Source organism: Pseudomonas sp. J380 (genome assembly GCF_009827115.1).
In the GTDB taxonomy this organism is placed as follows: Bacteria; Pseudomonadota; Gammaproteobacteria; order Pseudomonadales; family Pseudomonadaceae; genus Aquipseudomonas; species Aquipseudomonas paracarnis.
This window is the reverse complement of sequence record NZ_CP043060.1, coordinates 653,037-668,284: the sequence shown is the minus strand read 5'-3', so window position 1 is coordinate 668,284 and position 15,248 is coordinate 653,037. Positions and strand designations below refer to the sequence as shown.

Genomic DNA, 15,248 nt, shown 5'->3' with positions numbered 1-15,248 from the left:
GCCAAACAGCAGTCCTAATGCTTTTGCCTTATGGGTAACGCATCATCAATGCCAAACCAATGTTTGAGCCTGCGATGCGTAGCCTGCTCCAACACTTGATAACTGGCCAAGGCGCCCAGCGCAATGACGGCGATGCACACCGGTATCATTGCGTAGGGGTCTATTGCCCTGTGTTCGATGGCCCAGCGCCCAGCACACAGCACCAGTACGTGAAGCAGATAGACCGAGTAGGAGCAGTCCCCCAGCAGTTTTATCAAGCGCGAACCATGGAAGTAAGGCTCCAGCGCCACACAACTGATCACTAACACGGCGCTGGGCACTCCCCATTCCAATACTCGGGGTACATCCGCGCCGTGGTAAATCGCTGCCAATGCCGCGACGACACCCAGCAACGCCAGCCAAGGCCTGGCTCGGCACAGACCGCGGCGGTAAAGTATGCCGATTGCCATGCCCATGAGAAATTCCAGAGCAATGTCATTACGGTAAAACCCATCGGCCAAGTCAAAGGCGGGGCCAATGACGTAGCACAGCAGATACAGCAGTACCGCCACCACCCAGAGCCTATAGGCTTCACGCACCAGCAGCGCAACAGCAAACAGGCAGTAGAACAGCATCTCGAAATTCAGTGTCCAGCCCACATCCAGCAGTGGATACACGCCGTAGCCCGCCGGGTTTTGCGCGGGAATAAAGAGCATCGACAGGAGCGCATGACCCAGTTCTAGCTGAACGTCTGGAAACATCCAGGGCATGACCGTGACCAGCACAGCCAAAAGCACGGTATAGAACCAGTACGCCGGAGCAATCCTGGCCACGCGCATCAGCATGAAGCGCCAGGGCGTGAGCGCTTTATCGGCGCTCGCGAGGAAAATCACCAAGCCACTGATGACGAAGAATACGTCCACCCCGGCGCCGCCCTTTTCGACCAACAGGTCCTCGAAGGCGTTGTGGGCCTCGAAGTTGAAAAACAGCTGCATGACATGGTGACCCACCACCACCCATGCAGCCAACGCGCGCAACAACTGCACTGAAATCAGCATCGGCCTACCCCTTTCCAATCTGTAGGTAAATATCCGACTGCTTCAGCCCCACATGGAGAAATGACCGGATCAATGCACTTCGTTATAGGTTCTCATAGCGGTTCATGTCCAATACACCCTCTTCCACCGGCGTGGTTTCGCGGATGTACTGCGACAAGTCGTGGAAATACTGCCAGAACAACGGATGGCTGCGCCGCACACCCCAGCGGTCGACGATTTTCTCGAAGCTCTTGGCGTCCTTGGCCTGCTCCATCAGCGCGACAAACTCAGGCACTTGCCGGGCCGGTATATTGAACATGAAGTTCGGGTAGCTGCTGAGCACGCCAGGGTAAATGGTCACCGTGTCCAGGCCCGGCTGATAGCGATACGCCTCTCCCAGCAGGAACGCCACGTTACTGTGGGCACGGTTGCGCAGCAGGCTGTAGACCTCGCGCTTGCCGCTGGCAGTTTCGATGCGCAGCATCGTGGCTTCGGGCAATTGCTCGATCACCTTGAGCCCTGCCGCCGGCCGCGAGGTCAGGCGGCTCAGCGCTTGTTCGGCATCCTGCAAGGCCGGGTCGATGCCGTCGCGGGAGCAGAACGCGCCGCTGCAGCGGTTGATCGGGTCGGGGCTGGCGTTCAAATGGCCGTAGCGGGTCAGCAACTGATTGGCGAAGTCACGCTTGGGGTCTTTTTCGCTCAGGTGCAAACCACTGGCCTTATCATCGTCAATCGCTTCGTAGTCCAGCCACAGCTTGAGCTTGCCGCTGTTCTGGTACCAGTCGTCCATGAAGTCTTCGCGGGTGTCGGCGGGCATCAGGCGCAGGAAGTTCTGCTCGGCACCGTTGCGGATCAGGTCGAAATACAGGCGGGTCTGGGCCTGGTGCGAGACGTTGCCAAACACATCGAAATTCACCGCCAACTGGTAATAGGTGCGTTCCAGCAGTGGGTAGTCGAACAGCCACATCGTCTGCGGAACCTCGCCAATCAGGCCCTTGGTCACCGAGGCGCTGTCGAAATGGCGGAAAATGCTCAACAAGGCATTGTCATTGCCCGCCCACAATGTCGACCAGCTCGGCGCCGGCAGGTCTGCATAGTTGTCACGGCGCAAGGCTTCGTACTGGTTGCGCTTGTCGCGATAGGCCAGCCACAGGCTCAGCACACTGCCCACGTCGTCATTCTGCCCGGGCATGGCCAGCAACGGCGTGGCCTGGCCGCGATAACGCGCATCGGTGACGTACAGATCGTGGTCGGGGTCCTGGAACAGCGTCCAGAAGTTATCGCGGATCACGTCCGTAGCGATCTGCCCACGGCACACCGGCCCGCGAATGAAGGTACGCACGAAGTACTCAGCGTTATCGAGCATGAATTGGTAGCGCGCTTTAGCCGGGATGGCTTCGAATGTCGCGAACGGGTTGGCGCGGCTGCCGGGGCCGTAGCCTGGCAAGGCCGTGACTTGCCAGTCGCCTGCGTAGAACAACGCCTTGATCCGCGCCATCTTCGCCGCGCTGAAGGGGTAAGTGATGTGGGTTTTATGCACGATCACGCCCTGCACCGGCCACAGGCGGTAGTACACCTGGGTGCCGGGGTCGTCGTTGGGGCGGCGGGTGGCGATCAGGTCAATCGGCTGGCCACTGGGCGTACGCGAACGCACCCACTGGAAATAATGCCCCGGCTCGCCGTTCTCGAAATAGATATGCGCCAGGAACAAATGCTCGAACAGCCAGCGCGCCACCAGGCTTTCCCGGGCGCCCGGCTGGTTGAACAGGTTTTCCCACTGTTGCACTTGCAACGCTTCCCTGGCGCTCGGCGCCAGGCCCTGCTCGTCAATCGGCGCGCCGGAGGCCAGCCAGCGTTGCAAAGTCTGGTACTGCTGATCGGTCAGGCCGGTGACCGCCAGCGGCATGCCTTCCTTGGGGTGAGCGCCGGCATAGGCATTGAACTCTCCGGGCGTTGCGCACATATTTTCGCGGTTGAGCCCCAGCACAATGTTGTCGGGCAGCTTGGCATTGGGCGCCAGCGGCGCGTTGTGCCCCAGCTCCAGCATGCGCGCCATCAGCGCAGCCTGGCTGCCCTGGGCGTCCAGCACCGAATAGAAGCCCTTCTGCTGCCACGCCTGCTTACCGAATGCGTCATAAAACAACCGCGTAGTTGGCGTGGCCTGGCTGCGCTCGCCGTCATACACCGGCATTTTGCTTGCCCCGCGTGCGGCGCCCTCGGCGCTCCCCAGGTTGAGCTGGCAGGCGGAGTCGTAGCAGGCGTGGCAGGCCACGCATTTCTCGGTGAAGATCGGTTGGATATCGCGGGTATAGGAAATCGCCGAAGCGGGACCCTCTGCCTGCGCAGTACTGGCTATCAAGGCCAGGACGGCGCTGACGATCAAACGAAGTGACATGTATCGGGTCCCGATTCAAGGCGTGCGGTCTGTTAAATGGCGGTGATTCTACCGGGCCATGACCGCCAGCAACATGAGCGATATTCATGCACAACCCGGACATGCTCCAAATCGGCACAGGTTTGCTATGATTCACGCCCTCCGTAATGCCTGACCAGAGTAGTCCCATGCCCGATCGTAGCGCTCGCCTGCAAGCCCTTCACCAAGCCCTCAAGGAACGTATCCTGATCCTGGACGGTGGCATGGGCACGATGATCCAGAGCTATAAGCTCGAGGAGCAGGACTACCGTGGCAAACGCTTCGCCGATTGGCCAAGCGACGTCAAGGGCAACAACGACCTGCTGGTGCTGACCCGCCCGGACGTGATCGGCGGCATTGAAAAAGCCTACCTGGACGCCGGCGCCGACATCCTTGAAACCAACACCTTCAACGCCACGCGTATCTCCATGGCCGACTACGGCATGGAAGAACTGGCCTATGAACTGAACGTGGAAGGCGCACGCCTGGCGCGCAACGTGGCCGACGCCAAAACCCACGAGAACCCGGCCAAACCGCGTTTTGTCGCCGGTGTACTGGGCCCGACCAGCCGCACTTGCTCGCTGTCGCCGGACGTGAACAACCCCGGCTACCGCAACGTGACCTTCGATGAGCTGGTGGAAAACTACACCGAAGCCACCAAGGGCCTGATCGAAGGCGGCGCCGACCTGATCCTGATCGAAACCATCTTCGACACCCTTAACGCCAAGGCCGCGATCTTCGCCGTGCAAGGGGTGTTCGAGGAACTGGGCGTGGAACTGCCGATCATGATCTCCGGCACCATCACCGACGCCTCCGGCCGTACCCTGTCGGGCCAGACCACCGAAGCGTTCTGGAACTCCGTGGCCCACGCCAAGCCGATCTCGGTCGGTTTGAACTGCGCCCTTGGCGCCAGTGAACTGCGCCCCTACCTGGAGGAGTTGTCGAACAAGGCCAACACCCATGTGTCGGCGCACCCCAACGCCGGTCTGCCCAACGAATTCGGCGAGTACGACGAACTGCCGTCAGAAACCGCCAAGGTTATCGAAGAATTCGCCCAAAGCGGCTTCCTGAACATCGTCGGCGGTTGCTGCGGCACCACGCCGGGGCATATCGAAGCCATCGCCAAGGCCGTGGCCGGTTACGCGCCGCGCCCGATCCCGGACATTCCCAAGGCCTGCCGCCTGTCGGGCCTGGAGCCGTTCACCATCGACCGCAGTTCGTTGTTCGTCAACGTCGGCGAACGTACCAACATCACCGGCTCGGCCAAGTTCGCCCGCCTGATCCGCGAAGACAACTACACCGAAGCCCTGGAAGTCGCCCTGCAGCAGGTGGAAGCCGGCGCCCAGGTGATCGACATCAACATGGACGAAGGCATGCTGGATTCGAAGAAGGCCATGGTGACCTTCCTCAATCTGATCGCCGGCGAGCCAGACATCTCCCGCGTACCGATCATGATCGACTCCTCCAAGTGGGAAGTGATCGAAGCCGGCCTCAAATGCATCCAGGGTAAGGGCATCGTCAACTCCATCAGCATGAAGGAAGGCGTGGAGCAGTTCATTCACCACGCCAAACTGTGCAAGCGCTACGGCGCGGCGGTGGTGGTGATGGCCTTTGACGAAGCCGGCCAGGCCGACACCGAAGCGCGCAAGAAAGAAATCTGCAAACGCTCCTACGACATCCTGGTCAACGAAGTCGGCTTCCCACCGGAAGACATCATCTTCGACCCGAACATCTTCGCGGTCGCCACCGGTATCGAAGAGCACAACAACTACGCCGTCGACTTCATCAACGCCTGTGCCTATATCCGCGACGAACTGCCGTATGCGCTGACCTCCGGTGGCGTGTCCAACGTGTCGTTCTCGTTCCGCGGCAACAACCCGGTGCGCGAAGCGATCCACTCGGTGTTCCTGCTGCATGCGATCCGTGCGGGCCTGACCATGGGTATCGTCAACGCCGGCCAGTTGGAGATCTACGACCAGATCCCCGCCGAGCTGCGTGACGCCGTCGAAGACGTGGTACTCAACCGCACACCCGAAGGCACCGACGCCCTGCTGGCGATTGCCGACAAGTACAAGGGCGACGGCAGCGTCAAGGAAGCCGAGACCGAGGAATGGCGCGGCTGGGAGGTCAACAAGCGCCTGGAACATGCGCTGGTCAAGGGCATCACCACGCACATCGTCGAAGACACCGAAGAGTCGCGCCTGTCGTTCGCACGCCCGATCGAAGTGATCGAAGGCCCGTTGATGTCGGGCATGAACATCGTTGGCGACCTGTTTGGCGCCGGCAAGATGTTCCTGCCCCAGGTAGTGAAATCCGCCCGGGTGATGAAGCAGGCGGTGGCGCACTTGATTCCGTTCATCGAGCTGGAAAAAGGCGACAAACCCGAAGCCAAGGGCAAGATCCTGATGGCCACGGTCAAGGGCGACGTGCATGACATCGGCAAGAACATTGTCGGCGTGGTGCTGGGTTGCAACGGCTATGACATTGTCGACCTGGGCGTGATGGTGCCGGCGGAGAAGATCCTGCAGGTGGCCAAGGAGCAGAAATGCGACATCATTGGCCTGTCCGGCCTGATCACGCCGTCCCTGGATGAAATGGTGCATGTGGCCCGCGAGATGCAGCGCCAGGATTTCCACCTGCCACTGATGATCGGTGGCGCCACCACCTCCAAGGCGCATACGGCGGTGAAGATCGAGCCCAAGTACAGCAACGACGCGGTGATCTACGTCACCGACGCCTCCCGCGCCGTGGGCGTGGCCACCCAGTTGCTGTCCAAGGAATTGAAGGCCGGTTTCGTCGAGAAGACCCGCCTGGAATACATCGACGTACGTGAGCGCACCTCCAACCGCAGTGCGCGCACCGAGCGCCTGAGCTACCCGGCGGCAATCGCCAAGAAGCCGCAGTTCGACTGGAGCAGCTACACCCCGGTGGTGCCAACCTTTACCGGCGCCAGGGTACTGGACAATATCGACCTCAACGTCCTGGCCGAGTACATCGACTGGACGCCGTTCTTCATCTCCTGGGACCTGGCCGGCAAGTTCCCGCGCATCCTCACCGATGAGGTGGTAGGTGAAGCGGCTACCGCGCTGTATGCCGATGCCCGGGAAATGCTCAAGAAGTTGATCGACGAGAAACTCATCAGCGCCCGTGCGGTGTTCGGTTTCTGGCCGACCAACCAAGTGCAGGATGACGACCTGGAAGTCTACGGCGACGACGGCCAGCCTATTGCCAGGCTGCACTACCTGCGCCAGCAGATCATCAAGACCGACGGCAAACCGAACTTCTCCCTCGCCGACTTCGTCGCCCCCAAGGACAGCGGCGTGACCGATTACATCGGTGGGTTCATCACCACCGCCGGCATCGGTGCCGAGGAAGTGGCCAAGGCTTACCAGGACGCGGGCGATGACTACAACTCGATCATGGTCAAGGCCCTCGCCGACCGCCTGGCCGAAGCCTGCGCCGAATGGCTGCACCAGCAAGTGCGTAAAGAACACTGGGGCTACGCCAAGGACGAGCAACTGGACAACGAGGCGCTGATCAAGGAGCAATACAGCGGCATACGCCCTGCCCCCGGCTACCCGGCGTGCCCGGATCACACCGAAAAAGCCCAGCTGTTCCAACTGCTCGACCCCGAAGCCCGCGAAATGCACGCTGGTCGCAGCGGCGTGTTCCTCACCGAGCACTACGCAATGTTCCCGGCGGCAGCGGTCAGCGGCTGGTATTTTGCCCACCCACAGGCGCAGTACTTCGCCGTGGGCAAGGTCGACAAGGATCAGGTCACCAGCTACACGGCACGCAAAGGCCAGGACCTGAGCGTGACGGAGCGTTGGCTGGCGCCGAATCTGGGCTACGACAACTGAGGTAACGCTGCTACTGGCTGCGGTAACCGTTTACCGCACCTACGATGACTCAATGCGATTTCCTGTGTCGGACCGATTCTCGGTCCGCTGAACCGGCAGCTCAGCACAACCGGTTTTATACAGGAAACGCATGTCATCATGACCGAACCCAATACTCCCTCGTCAAACTCAGCCTTTCGCCAACTGCCCGCCCAGGCAGTGCATGAGCGCTTCGCTACGCGGCCGGCGCTGTATTCCGTCGTCTTCAAGGCATTGCGCAGCCGGATGCTGGAGCACTACCCGTCGCTGGACCTCGACTGGCTTGCGGTCAAACTGGCCAGCCCTCAGCCCAATGGCGAATACACCTACCCCGCACTCATGGAGGTGGCTGTCGCCCATGTACTGAACCCACAGTTACTTGACCTGCGCGCCGTACGCGAGCGTCCGTACTTCCTCACGACACAGCCCCCCGCCGCGCTCAAGACCGGGGATGGCCAGCCGCTCGACATGCAGGTGGTCGCCCAGATTCTTGACGAATTTCCCGCGTCCCTTTACTTGTACATGCAACACGATCTGGCCGACTACTGGAGCCAGGTCGACAATCATGGCAACAGCCGCTGGCAGTGGCTTGCAGAGTTTCTCAATGGTCAGATGATTGCCACTGCGGCCAGCCAGTCACCGCTGAGCGACGTGCAGCGCGATATGCTGGCGGTAGTCGCCGCCTGGCCAGCGCAACGTGAGCGCCTGCCCCGTTCCTCACCCGCCACCTATGTATATTTCATCGAGAGCACACTCACCCGCCTCGGCAAGACGGTGCGGGTATTGACCCCGGACCTGTTATTGGTACGCGATAAACAGGTGTTGCTCTACAGCGTAGCCGGCGCAATCCAGGCGTTTGATTCGCTGGAGGCGTTCAGCCAGGCCTGGGGGAGCAGGATGCAACGCGAGTTTCAGTTCGACAGCCTCACTTGGCAACGCAACGAAACTGCCGCCAACGTGTTTGAACAACAGGCCGGGCTGATCCTCAACCAACAACTCGAAGACCTGGCAGCCCTATCGTTCCAGGGGCAAGACGAAAAAGAACTCGATCAACGCCTGGACATGATCACCAACCCGGCCAGGTATTTTACCGACATCAAGTTGCCCGACACCGAGCGCCTTGGCACTGTGAGCCAGCAACTGCCGCAATGGCTCAAGCAAGCCGAGCCCGCGGATCGTTTCGCCTATCACCGCCACTTGCAGGATATGGCGCATGCTCTGCAAAAAAACCAGGGGCGATCGTTCAACGAGGGTATTGAAAACATCCACACATTCAGCCGCAGCGCATTGCGCAAGCAGATGCAAACCGATCACGGCGATTTCGACCCTGATGCGGTGCTGTTGGACTTTGCGGTAGCGGCAGGTTATCCGGGCGGCGCGGGAATCATCGAACACGTGCGCATGTCGCTGACGGAGCTGGCCCTGAAGAATCTGGCCGGCAAGCCCAAAGGTACGTTGAAGCTGTCTTCCACAACAGCCACGCCACTGCCTGGCTGGTTGAATGAAGACTATCTGATGGGCAGCAACGGCCTGATCCAGCGCGTCGATATCGGCACCACCTACCCTAATGCCCTCAAAGATCTGCTGCTGTCCGATACCGTCGAGGCGCGTCGCCGCGAGTTGCTGTTTACTCGCGAACTGAAGGCTCATCTGCCGATGCAGGCGCTGGAATTCAAGGTCCGCCAGCAGCATGGCATGACCGTGACGGGTTATCAGTATGTCAAGGCGCTCATGGGAGAAACGCCTTCGCTCAGACTCGTCAACGATCAGGAAATCGTCCTGCGCCCCCTGGCGTTGTGCCGTAAAGCCGGGGCCACGCCGGACGAAGTGAATAATATGTTTATCATTGAGCCTCGCGACTCCCAGGTCGGCCCACACTTGCTGTACCGACCGCTGTACGCCGAGTCCCTCAACGAATACCCCACGCGCCAGGCGCTGCTGGAGGCCATCGCCGAACCGGGTGCGTTGCAGGACAGCGTGCTGACCTGGCTGTCGGACAAGGCGCGCCCCATCTATGCACACGGCGGCATCAAAGAGCCGCACATCATCCGTTTCTTGCCCGGCGACGAGTTCAACCGACCCGAGAAACCAGCGCCCGCGACCCTGGCCGTCGATGACGGCGCCGGTGAATGGCTCCAGTCCCAGCTCAACGGCCAACTGCCCAACCATCTGTTTGGCAGCACCGCACGGGCACTGGTCGACCTGGCGGACCGCGAGTCGATCTCCAACACCGAAAGCCGATGGGCCATTGTGATGGAGGGTGCCTGGTTGTTGTTCAATACACTGCTGCTGCCCTTGGTACAGGGCCCAGCCATGTTGGCCGGCTGGTTCCTGGTGCTGGTTGCCAGCCTGGAGCAGGACTTGGCGGGCCTGGACAGCAACGATCCCACCACCCGCGAGTTGGCGCTGATTGATCTGCTGCTCAATACTGCGATGGTGTTGCTGCATGGCGCATCGCCTTCTGCCAAACCGTTGTCGCCACCGAGTGCAACCGACAGCGCGTTGCGCCTTGAAACCTGGCGCCGTGCACCAGGCCTGCCGCCACCACAGGATGCGCCAGTGATACGTTCTGGCGCAGTGTCATTGCCGGGAGAACCCCCGGCATCAGGCCACACCGCCCTGGACTTCATTCGCTCGCTGGCAAGCCCACACGCAAGCGAACGACTGAGGGCGATGCTGGACATCAATGTGCCATGGCCTGAACCCTTGCCGACTGCGCAAGGCAGCGGCCCGCTCAAAGGCCTTTACCGCATAAATGGCACCTGGCACGCCAGCCTCGGCGGGTTGCTGTTCCAGGTCAATGTGGTGCCGGGATTCAACGAGGTCTATCTGGTACACCCGCAATATCCGCAACACCCCGGTTTCAAGCTGATAAGCGACCACCAGGGGCACTGGCGCCTGGACACTCACGCCAGGCTGGAGGGCGGAATGCCCCGGGAACGCTTGAGTAAATGGCAGAAGGAACGTGCCGAAAAACTGGGTGTATTAAAGGCCGAATTGCAAGCACTGAATGCCGAAATATTCTCGCTGATACCCACTTCGCTTTCGCTACAAAGCACTCTGAACGCAGCCCGTGCCCAACTTGTTGAACAAAGCAAAAGCCTGCGCAAGGATTGGTTATTGCTGGCTAGTTCCGCGAACATACCGAAGTTGCACGCAGAAGTTCTTATCCGTCATGAGAAACGGCGCGTCGCGGCGGCCCAAGCCAGGACGCAGTGGAATATCGCCCTCGATAACTTCCAGCAGTACGGCCGCGAGGTAATGACGCTGATGAAAAAAGTCGAAGCCAAGACCAGCGAACTGATGGCTGTCGACAGGACTGACCCCACTTATGTAAGGGAGCGAAACAGGGCAAGCAAAAGCAATTTTGACTTCTGGGCAGGCATCTACGAATCGGTGTCGCAAAAAATGGCAGACGCCCTGGAAACCGATCGTGGCGAAACCGACGCTGAACTCAGCGCCCGCGCATCACGGGAGCTGCCGCAAAACATCAGCGGCGCCTACGACGACTACATCATCACCAAAAAACGCCAGCTTGCCGCGCTTACGGAAATGGTCGAGCCCGCTGAAAAGATCGAGACGTTACTCAAAGAGGCAGACCCGGCCCTGCGCCAGATACTCTTGCAAGGCAAGCCCTCTGATCAAAACATCCGCTCGGTCGCGATCAAACAGCACGCCCTGCTGGTGTTCATGGACTTGGTGTTCAATCGCATGAATGACTCGCGCAACCCAACGGAATTTCCATTCGTACGCGAGCTGACCGACAAGAGAACCGCAACCAGCTTGATGGCGCATACGGAAATGCTCACCACTACCGGCTATTCGGCCCGAGAGCAGATCGACGTCCTCAAGGACGTTCTGGAGCGATATGAGCAATTGGAAAACGCTGTCACGTCGCTGGCTGAAATGAATTCCGGCTTCATTCGCGAGGAGCATCGCCAACCGTTTCTGGACTATCTGGCTTATGCCCGCACCAGCCTTGAGGCGCAGTTGGCCAATTTGATTCTGGTGGAAGAAGGCTTCGCGCCACTGCCAACGCCCGAGCGCATCACACGGCAGAAAGCACCGAACCGAAGAGTGATCAAGACCCGTGACCGCAGGACCCTGGTGGGTGAAGTGCGCCCTGCCCAGCGCGACACACCGGGTAACTTCGTCGATATCAAGGACCCGCTCACCGGAAAAACCCTCGCCACCTACCTTGAACACCCCGGCGAAGGTGTATGGAACGTGGTTGAAGAGGTCGGGCCCTCAGCGCCCGCGCCGACGGCAATCAAGCGTTCGCTGAAGACCATAGAAGCACAGGCGCAAACCGTCAGGGACGAGCGCACCGGCATTGACAGCAGCATCGCCTTCCAACAACGAAAGTTACGCGACCCGGGCCGACTGGAAAGCCTCGATCCCCTTGAGTGGGATGTGATACTGACCCAGCACGCAGCGAAGTTCACAACCCTTGCCGAAGAACTCCAGCGCGATCACGCCAACGATCCCGGCGCTCGAACGTTGATCGATCAGTACCGCAGCCTGGCGGCCGAGGCAACGCAACAGGCACGTGAGCGTTGCAGCGAAGGGTACAAGTTGCAACGCCCCAAAGCCTCCCACGTCGATTACTTGTGGAAACACGGTTTTGTCGATATCAACCTGGTGAAGAGCCGCGTGCCGTTGAAGGCCGGTGACTTTCTCACCGAGTATGCAGTACGCGATAAAAGCAAAATCAGGGCGGGTATAAAGGGAAAGGACAATGTTTTGTGGTACGCGCATTTTCATTATTCGGCCGTCGATCAAGCGCCCTCCCAACCTGATTTCGGTCACCTTAAAACCCCGAGTGAACAGCGATATACGCGCCGGGAACTGATTGAACAGGCGCGTGCCGACAACCGCGCCGTGGTCAACCTGGAGAAAGCCGAGATCAAGCCACCGCTTGATCAGCGGCTATTCCTGGGGTTGGAGGTACTGGCTTCCAAATGAGCCTCGACAGACTGTCTATACTCTGCATGAGAACCTTGTTGACGAGGGGTTTATGGACGATCCAATCGATGACAAACCACCGACCTTCCGGCAGATGCTGCACAGCGTGACGGCCGCCGCGTTCGGTGTGCAAAGCGGCAAGAATCGCGCCCGCGATTTCACCCATGGCAAACCCAGCCACTTTGTGATCCTGGGCGTTGCGTTCACGGTGGTGTTTGCGTTGACGCTGTTTGGCATCGTCAAGCTGGTGCTGTACCTGGCCGGTGTTTAACGCCGCCGATGCAGACTGAACGCATAAACAGGACGCCGGTTTGCCAACGACCGCCAGCGCACGGAATCCACCGGCGCTGGCGGCGCTGACAAATGCAGGCGCTCAGATAAACCTTGAATATCGACCGCCATCATCTTGGCTACTCGACAACCAATCGCTGCTCAATCAACGGTTTTATTACTGGTGGCTGACCCAAAATACAGCGGTGCCGACCACGAGAATAATCAGAAACAAAATGGCCCAGGCATCAACGGTACTGTCAGGTTTACGGGCTTTGGTGGAATTACTCATCGCATCGCCTCTTGTCGGTTTTATAGGTGACTGCACTAAGACTCGTCCACAGTAAAGACCAGTCTTGCCCCCATGACAAATGTGGGTATCGCGATAACTGTTCTCATTAGTCAGTTTGGTTATGTGCATATACCCAAACATCACTTTTGCGCATATACGCAAACTGGTATCGTGCGCCGGCTCCGTTGGGAGTGCGCGGCCGTGCGCGCAGATTTGCCGAGAACAGGACCTATATGTACGTATACGACGAATACGATCAGCGCATCATCGAGGACCGCGTCAAGCAGTTCCGTGATCAGACCCGACGCTACTTAGCAGGTGAACTGAGCGAAGAAGAGTTCCGCCCTCTGCGCCTGCAAAATGGCCTTTACGTTCAGCGCTTTGCGCCGATGCTGAGGGTGGCCGTGCCCTATGGCCAACTGACGTCGCGCCAGACGCGAATGATGGCCAAGATCGCCCGCGACTTCGACAAAGGCTATGCCCATATCAGCACCCGCCAGAACGTGCAGTTCAACTGGCCGGCCCTGGAAGATGTGCCGGATATCCTGGCTGAACTGGCTACCGTGCAGATGCACGCCATTCAGACCAGCGGTAACTGCCTGCGCAACGTGACCACCGACCAATTTGCCGGCGTCGCTGCCGACGAGTTGATCGACCCACGGCCGTGGTGCGAAATCGTGCGCCAGTGGACTACCTTCCACCCTGAGTTCGCCTACCTGCCACGCAAGTTCAAGATCGCCATCAATGGCTCGACCTCGGACCGCGCCGCCATCGAAGTCCACGATATCGGCCTGGAGCCGGTGTACAACGCTGCAGGCGAGCTGGGCTTCCGTGTGCTGGTGGGTGGCGGCCTTGGTCGTACGCCGGTGGTCGGTGCGTTCATCAACGAGTTCCTGCCGTGGCAGGACCTGTTGAGCTACCTCGACGCCATCCTGCGGGTCTACAACCGCTATGGCCGTCGCGACAACAAGTACAAGGCCCGGATCAAGATCCTGGTCAAGGCGCTGACCCCTGAGGTGTTTGCCCAGAAAGTCGATGCCGAAATGGAACACCTGCGCGGCGGCCAGACCACCCTGACCGAAGCCGAAGTGCACCGCGTCGCCAAGCACTTCGTCGACCCTGAGTACAAGGCCCTGAGCAATCAGGACGCCGAGTTGGCCGCACTCGACCAGCAACACCCAGGCTTCGCCCGCTGGCGCACGCGCAATACGCTGGCGCACAAGAAGCCGGGCTACGTGGCAGTGACCCTGTCGCTCAAGCCCACCGGCGTTGCGCCTGGCGACATCACCGACAAGCAACTGGACGCGGTCGCCGACCTGGCCGAGCGCTACAGCTTCGGCCAACTGCGCACCTCCCACGAGCAGAACATCATTCTTGCGGACGTTGAACAGAGCCAACTGTTCACCCTGTGGGGCGAACTGCGCGAAGGCGGCTTTGCTACGCCGAACATCGGCCTGCTGACCGATATCATCTGCTGCCCGGGCGGCGACTTCTGCTCCCTGGCCAACGCCAAGTCGATCCCGATTGCGGAGTCGATCCAACGCCGTTTCGACGACCTGGATTACCTGTTCGATATCGGCGAGCTGGACCTGAACATCTCCGGTTGCATGAACGCTTGTGGTCACCACCACGTCGGCCACATCGGCATCCTGGGCGTGGACAAGAAAGGCGAAGAATTCTACCAAGTGTCCCTGGGTGGCAGCGCCAGCCGCGATGCGAGCCTGGGCAAGATCCTCGGCCCATCCTTCGCCCAGGAAGCCATGCCAGAGGTGATCGGCAAGCTGATCGACGTGTATATCGAACAGCGTACCGAAGATGAGCGCTTCATCGACACCTACCAGCGCATCGGCATCGACCTGTTCAAGGAGCGTGTCTATGCAGCGAATCATTAAGAACAACGCAGTCGTCGACGAAACCTGGCACCTGCTGCCCAAGGACGCGAGCTTCGACGGCATCTCCAACTGCGACGACCTGATCGTGCCGCTGGCCCTGTGGCGCGAGCACGGCCACGCCCTCAAGGCCCGCGACGGCGGTTTGGGTGTATGGCTGGACGCCGATGAAGAAGCCGAAGAAATCGGTGATGACGTGCAGCATTTTCAGGTCATCGCCCTGAACTTCCCGGCCTTCACCGACGGGCGCAACTACTCCAACGCCCGCCTGCTGCGTGACCGTTATGGCTACAAGGGTGAACTGCGGGCCATTGGCGACGTGCTGCGTGACCAGTTGTTCTACCTGCACCGCTGCGGGTTCGATGCCTTCGCCTTGCGCGCGGACAAAGACCCGTACGAAGCGCTGGAAAGTCTCAAGGATTTCTCGGTGACCTATCAAGCGGCCACCGATGAACCACTGCCGCTGTTCCGCCGCCGCTGACACCTTGTCCCTGTAGGAGCGAGCTTGCTCGCGAAAAACCTGAA

8 protein-coding genes are annotated in these 15,248 nt (G+C 59.9%); 6 read left to right on the top strand and 2 right to left on the bottom strand.

What is annotated here, in order from left to right:
• Positions 1-14: 14 nt before the first annotated feature.
• Together FXO12_RS03150 and FXO12_RS03145 are read right to left on the bottom strand one after the other, a co-directional pair.
• Complete coding sequence (locus tag FXO12_RS03150; protein ID WP_054897511.1) at positions 15-1,037, bottom strand: acyltransferase; 1,023 nt, start codon at positions 1,035-1,037, stop codon at positions 15-17.
• 82 nt (positions 1,038-1,119) lie between these two features.
• Positions 1,120-3,411: a fatty acid cis/trans isomerase gene (locus FXO12_RS03145; RefSeq protein WP_057974834.1), complete on the bottom strand. Its 2,292-nt coding sequence runs from the start codon at positions 3,409-3,411 to the stop codon at positions 1,120-1,122.
• 167 nt (positions 3,412-3,578) lie between these two features.
• On the opposite strand from FXO12_RS03145, the gene metH reads away from it, so the two are divergent.
• From metH to FXO12_RS03120, 6 genes are all read left to right on the top strand, one after another.
• Entirely contained in the window at positions 3,579-7,289 is a 3,711-nt protein-coding gene (gene metH / locus FXO12_RS03140; RefSeq protein WP_057974835.1) for a methionine synthase, read from the top strand.
• A gap of 138 nt (positions 7,290-7,427) precedes the next feature.
• The gene (locus FXO12_RS03135) at positions 7,428-12,272 is read left to right on the top strand and encodes a dermonecrotic toxin domain-containing protein (protein WP_060772653.1); all 4,845 of its coding nucleotides are present in this window, start codon (positions 7,428-7,430) and stop codon (positions 12,270-12,272) included.
• Positions 12,273-12,324: 52 nt separating this feature from the next.
• Complete coding sequence (locus FXO12_RS03130; RefSeq protein WP_034126066.1) at positions 12,325-12,543, top strand: DUF2970 domain-containing protein; 219 nt, start codon at positions 12,325-12,327, stop codon at positions 12,541-12,543.
• 40 nt (positions 12,544-12,583) lie between these two features.
• Positions 12,584-12,889, top strand: coding sequence for a hypothetical protein (locus FXO12_RS28695; protein WP_162557049.1), 306 nt, complete (start codon positions 12,584-12,586; stop codon positions 12,887-12,889).
• A 178-nt stretch (positions 12,890-13,067) separates the two neighbouring features.
• The gene (locus FXO12_RS03125) at positions 13,068-14,726 is read left to right on the top strand and encodes a nitrite/sulfite reductase (RefSeq protein ID WP_003190712.1); all 1,659 of its coding nucleotides are present in this window, start codon (positions 13,068-13,070) and stop codon (positions 14,724-14,726) included.
• Complete coding sequence (locus FXO12_RS03120) at positions 14,710-15,204, top strand: DUF934 domain-containing protein (protein ID WP_003190711.1); 495 nt, start codon at positions 14,710-14,712, stop codon at positions 15,202-15,204. The genes FXO12_RS03125 and FXO12_RS03120 overlap by 17 nt, the downstream gene beginning before the upstream one ends.
• Positions 15,205-15,248 lie beyond the last annotated feature (44 nt).

What these genes read in the sequence shown, in the direction of transcription:
- FXO12_RS03130 (WP_034126066.1), top strand. Translation starts at nt 12,325, where the DNA reads ATGGACGATCCAATCGATGACAAACCACCGACCTTCCGGCAGATGCTG.
- FXO12_RS03120 (WP_003190711.1), top strand. Translation starts at nt 14,710, where the DNA reads ATGCAGCGAATCATTAAGAACAACGCAGTCGTCGACGAAACCTGGCAC.
- metH (WP_057974835.1), top strand. Translation starts at nt 3,579, where the DNA reads ATGCCCGATCGTAGCGCTCGCCTGCAAGCCCTTCACCAAGCCCTCAAG.
- FXO12_RS03150 (WP_054897511.1), bottom strand. Translation starts at nt 1,037, where the DNA reads ATGCTGATTTCAGTGCAGTTGTTGCGCGCGTTGGCTGCATGGGTGGTG.
- FXO12_RS03135 (WP_060772653.1), top strand. Translation starts at nt 7,428, where the DNA reads ATGACCGAACCCAATACTCCCTCGTCAAACTCAGCCTTTCGCCAACTG.
- FXO12_RS03125 (WP_003190712.1), top strand. Translation starts at nt 13,068, where the DNA reads ATGTACGTATACGACGAATACGATCAGCGCATCATCGAGGACCGCGTC.
- FXO12_RS03145 (WP_057974834.1), bottom strand. Translation starts at nt 3,411, where the DNA reads ATGTCACTTCGTTTGATCGTCAGCGCCGTCCTGGCCTTGATAGCCAGT.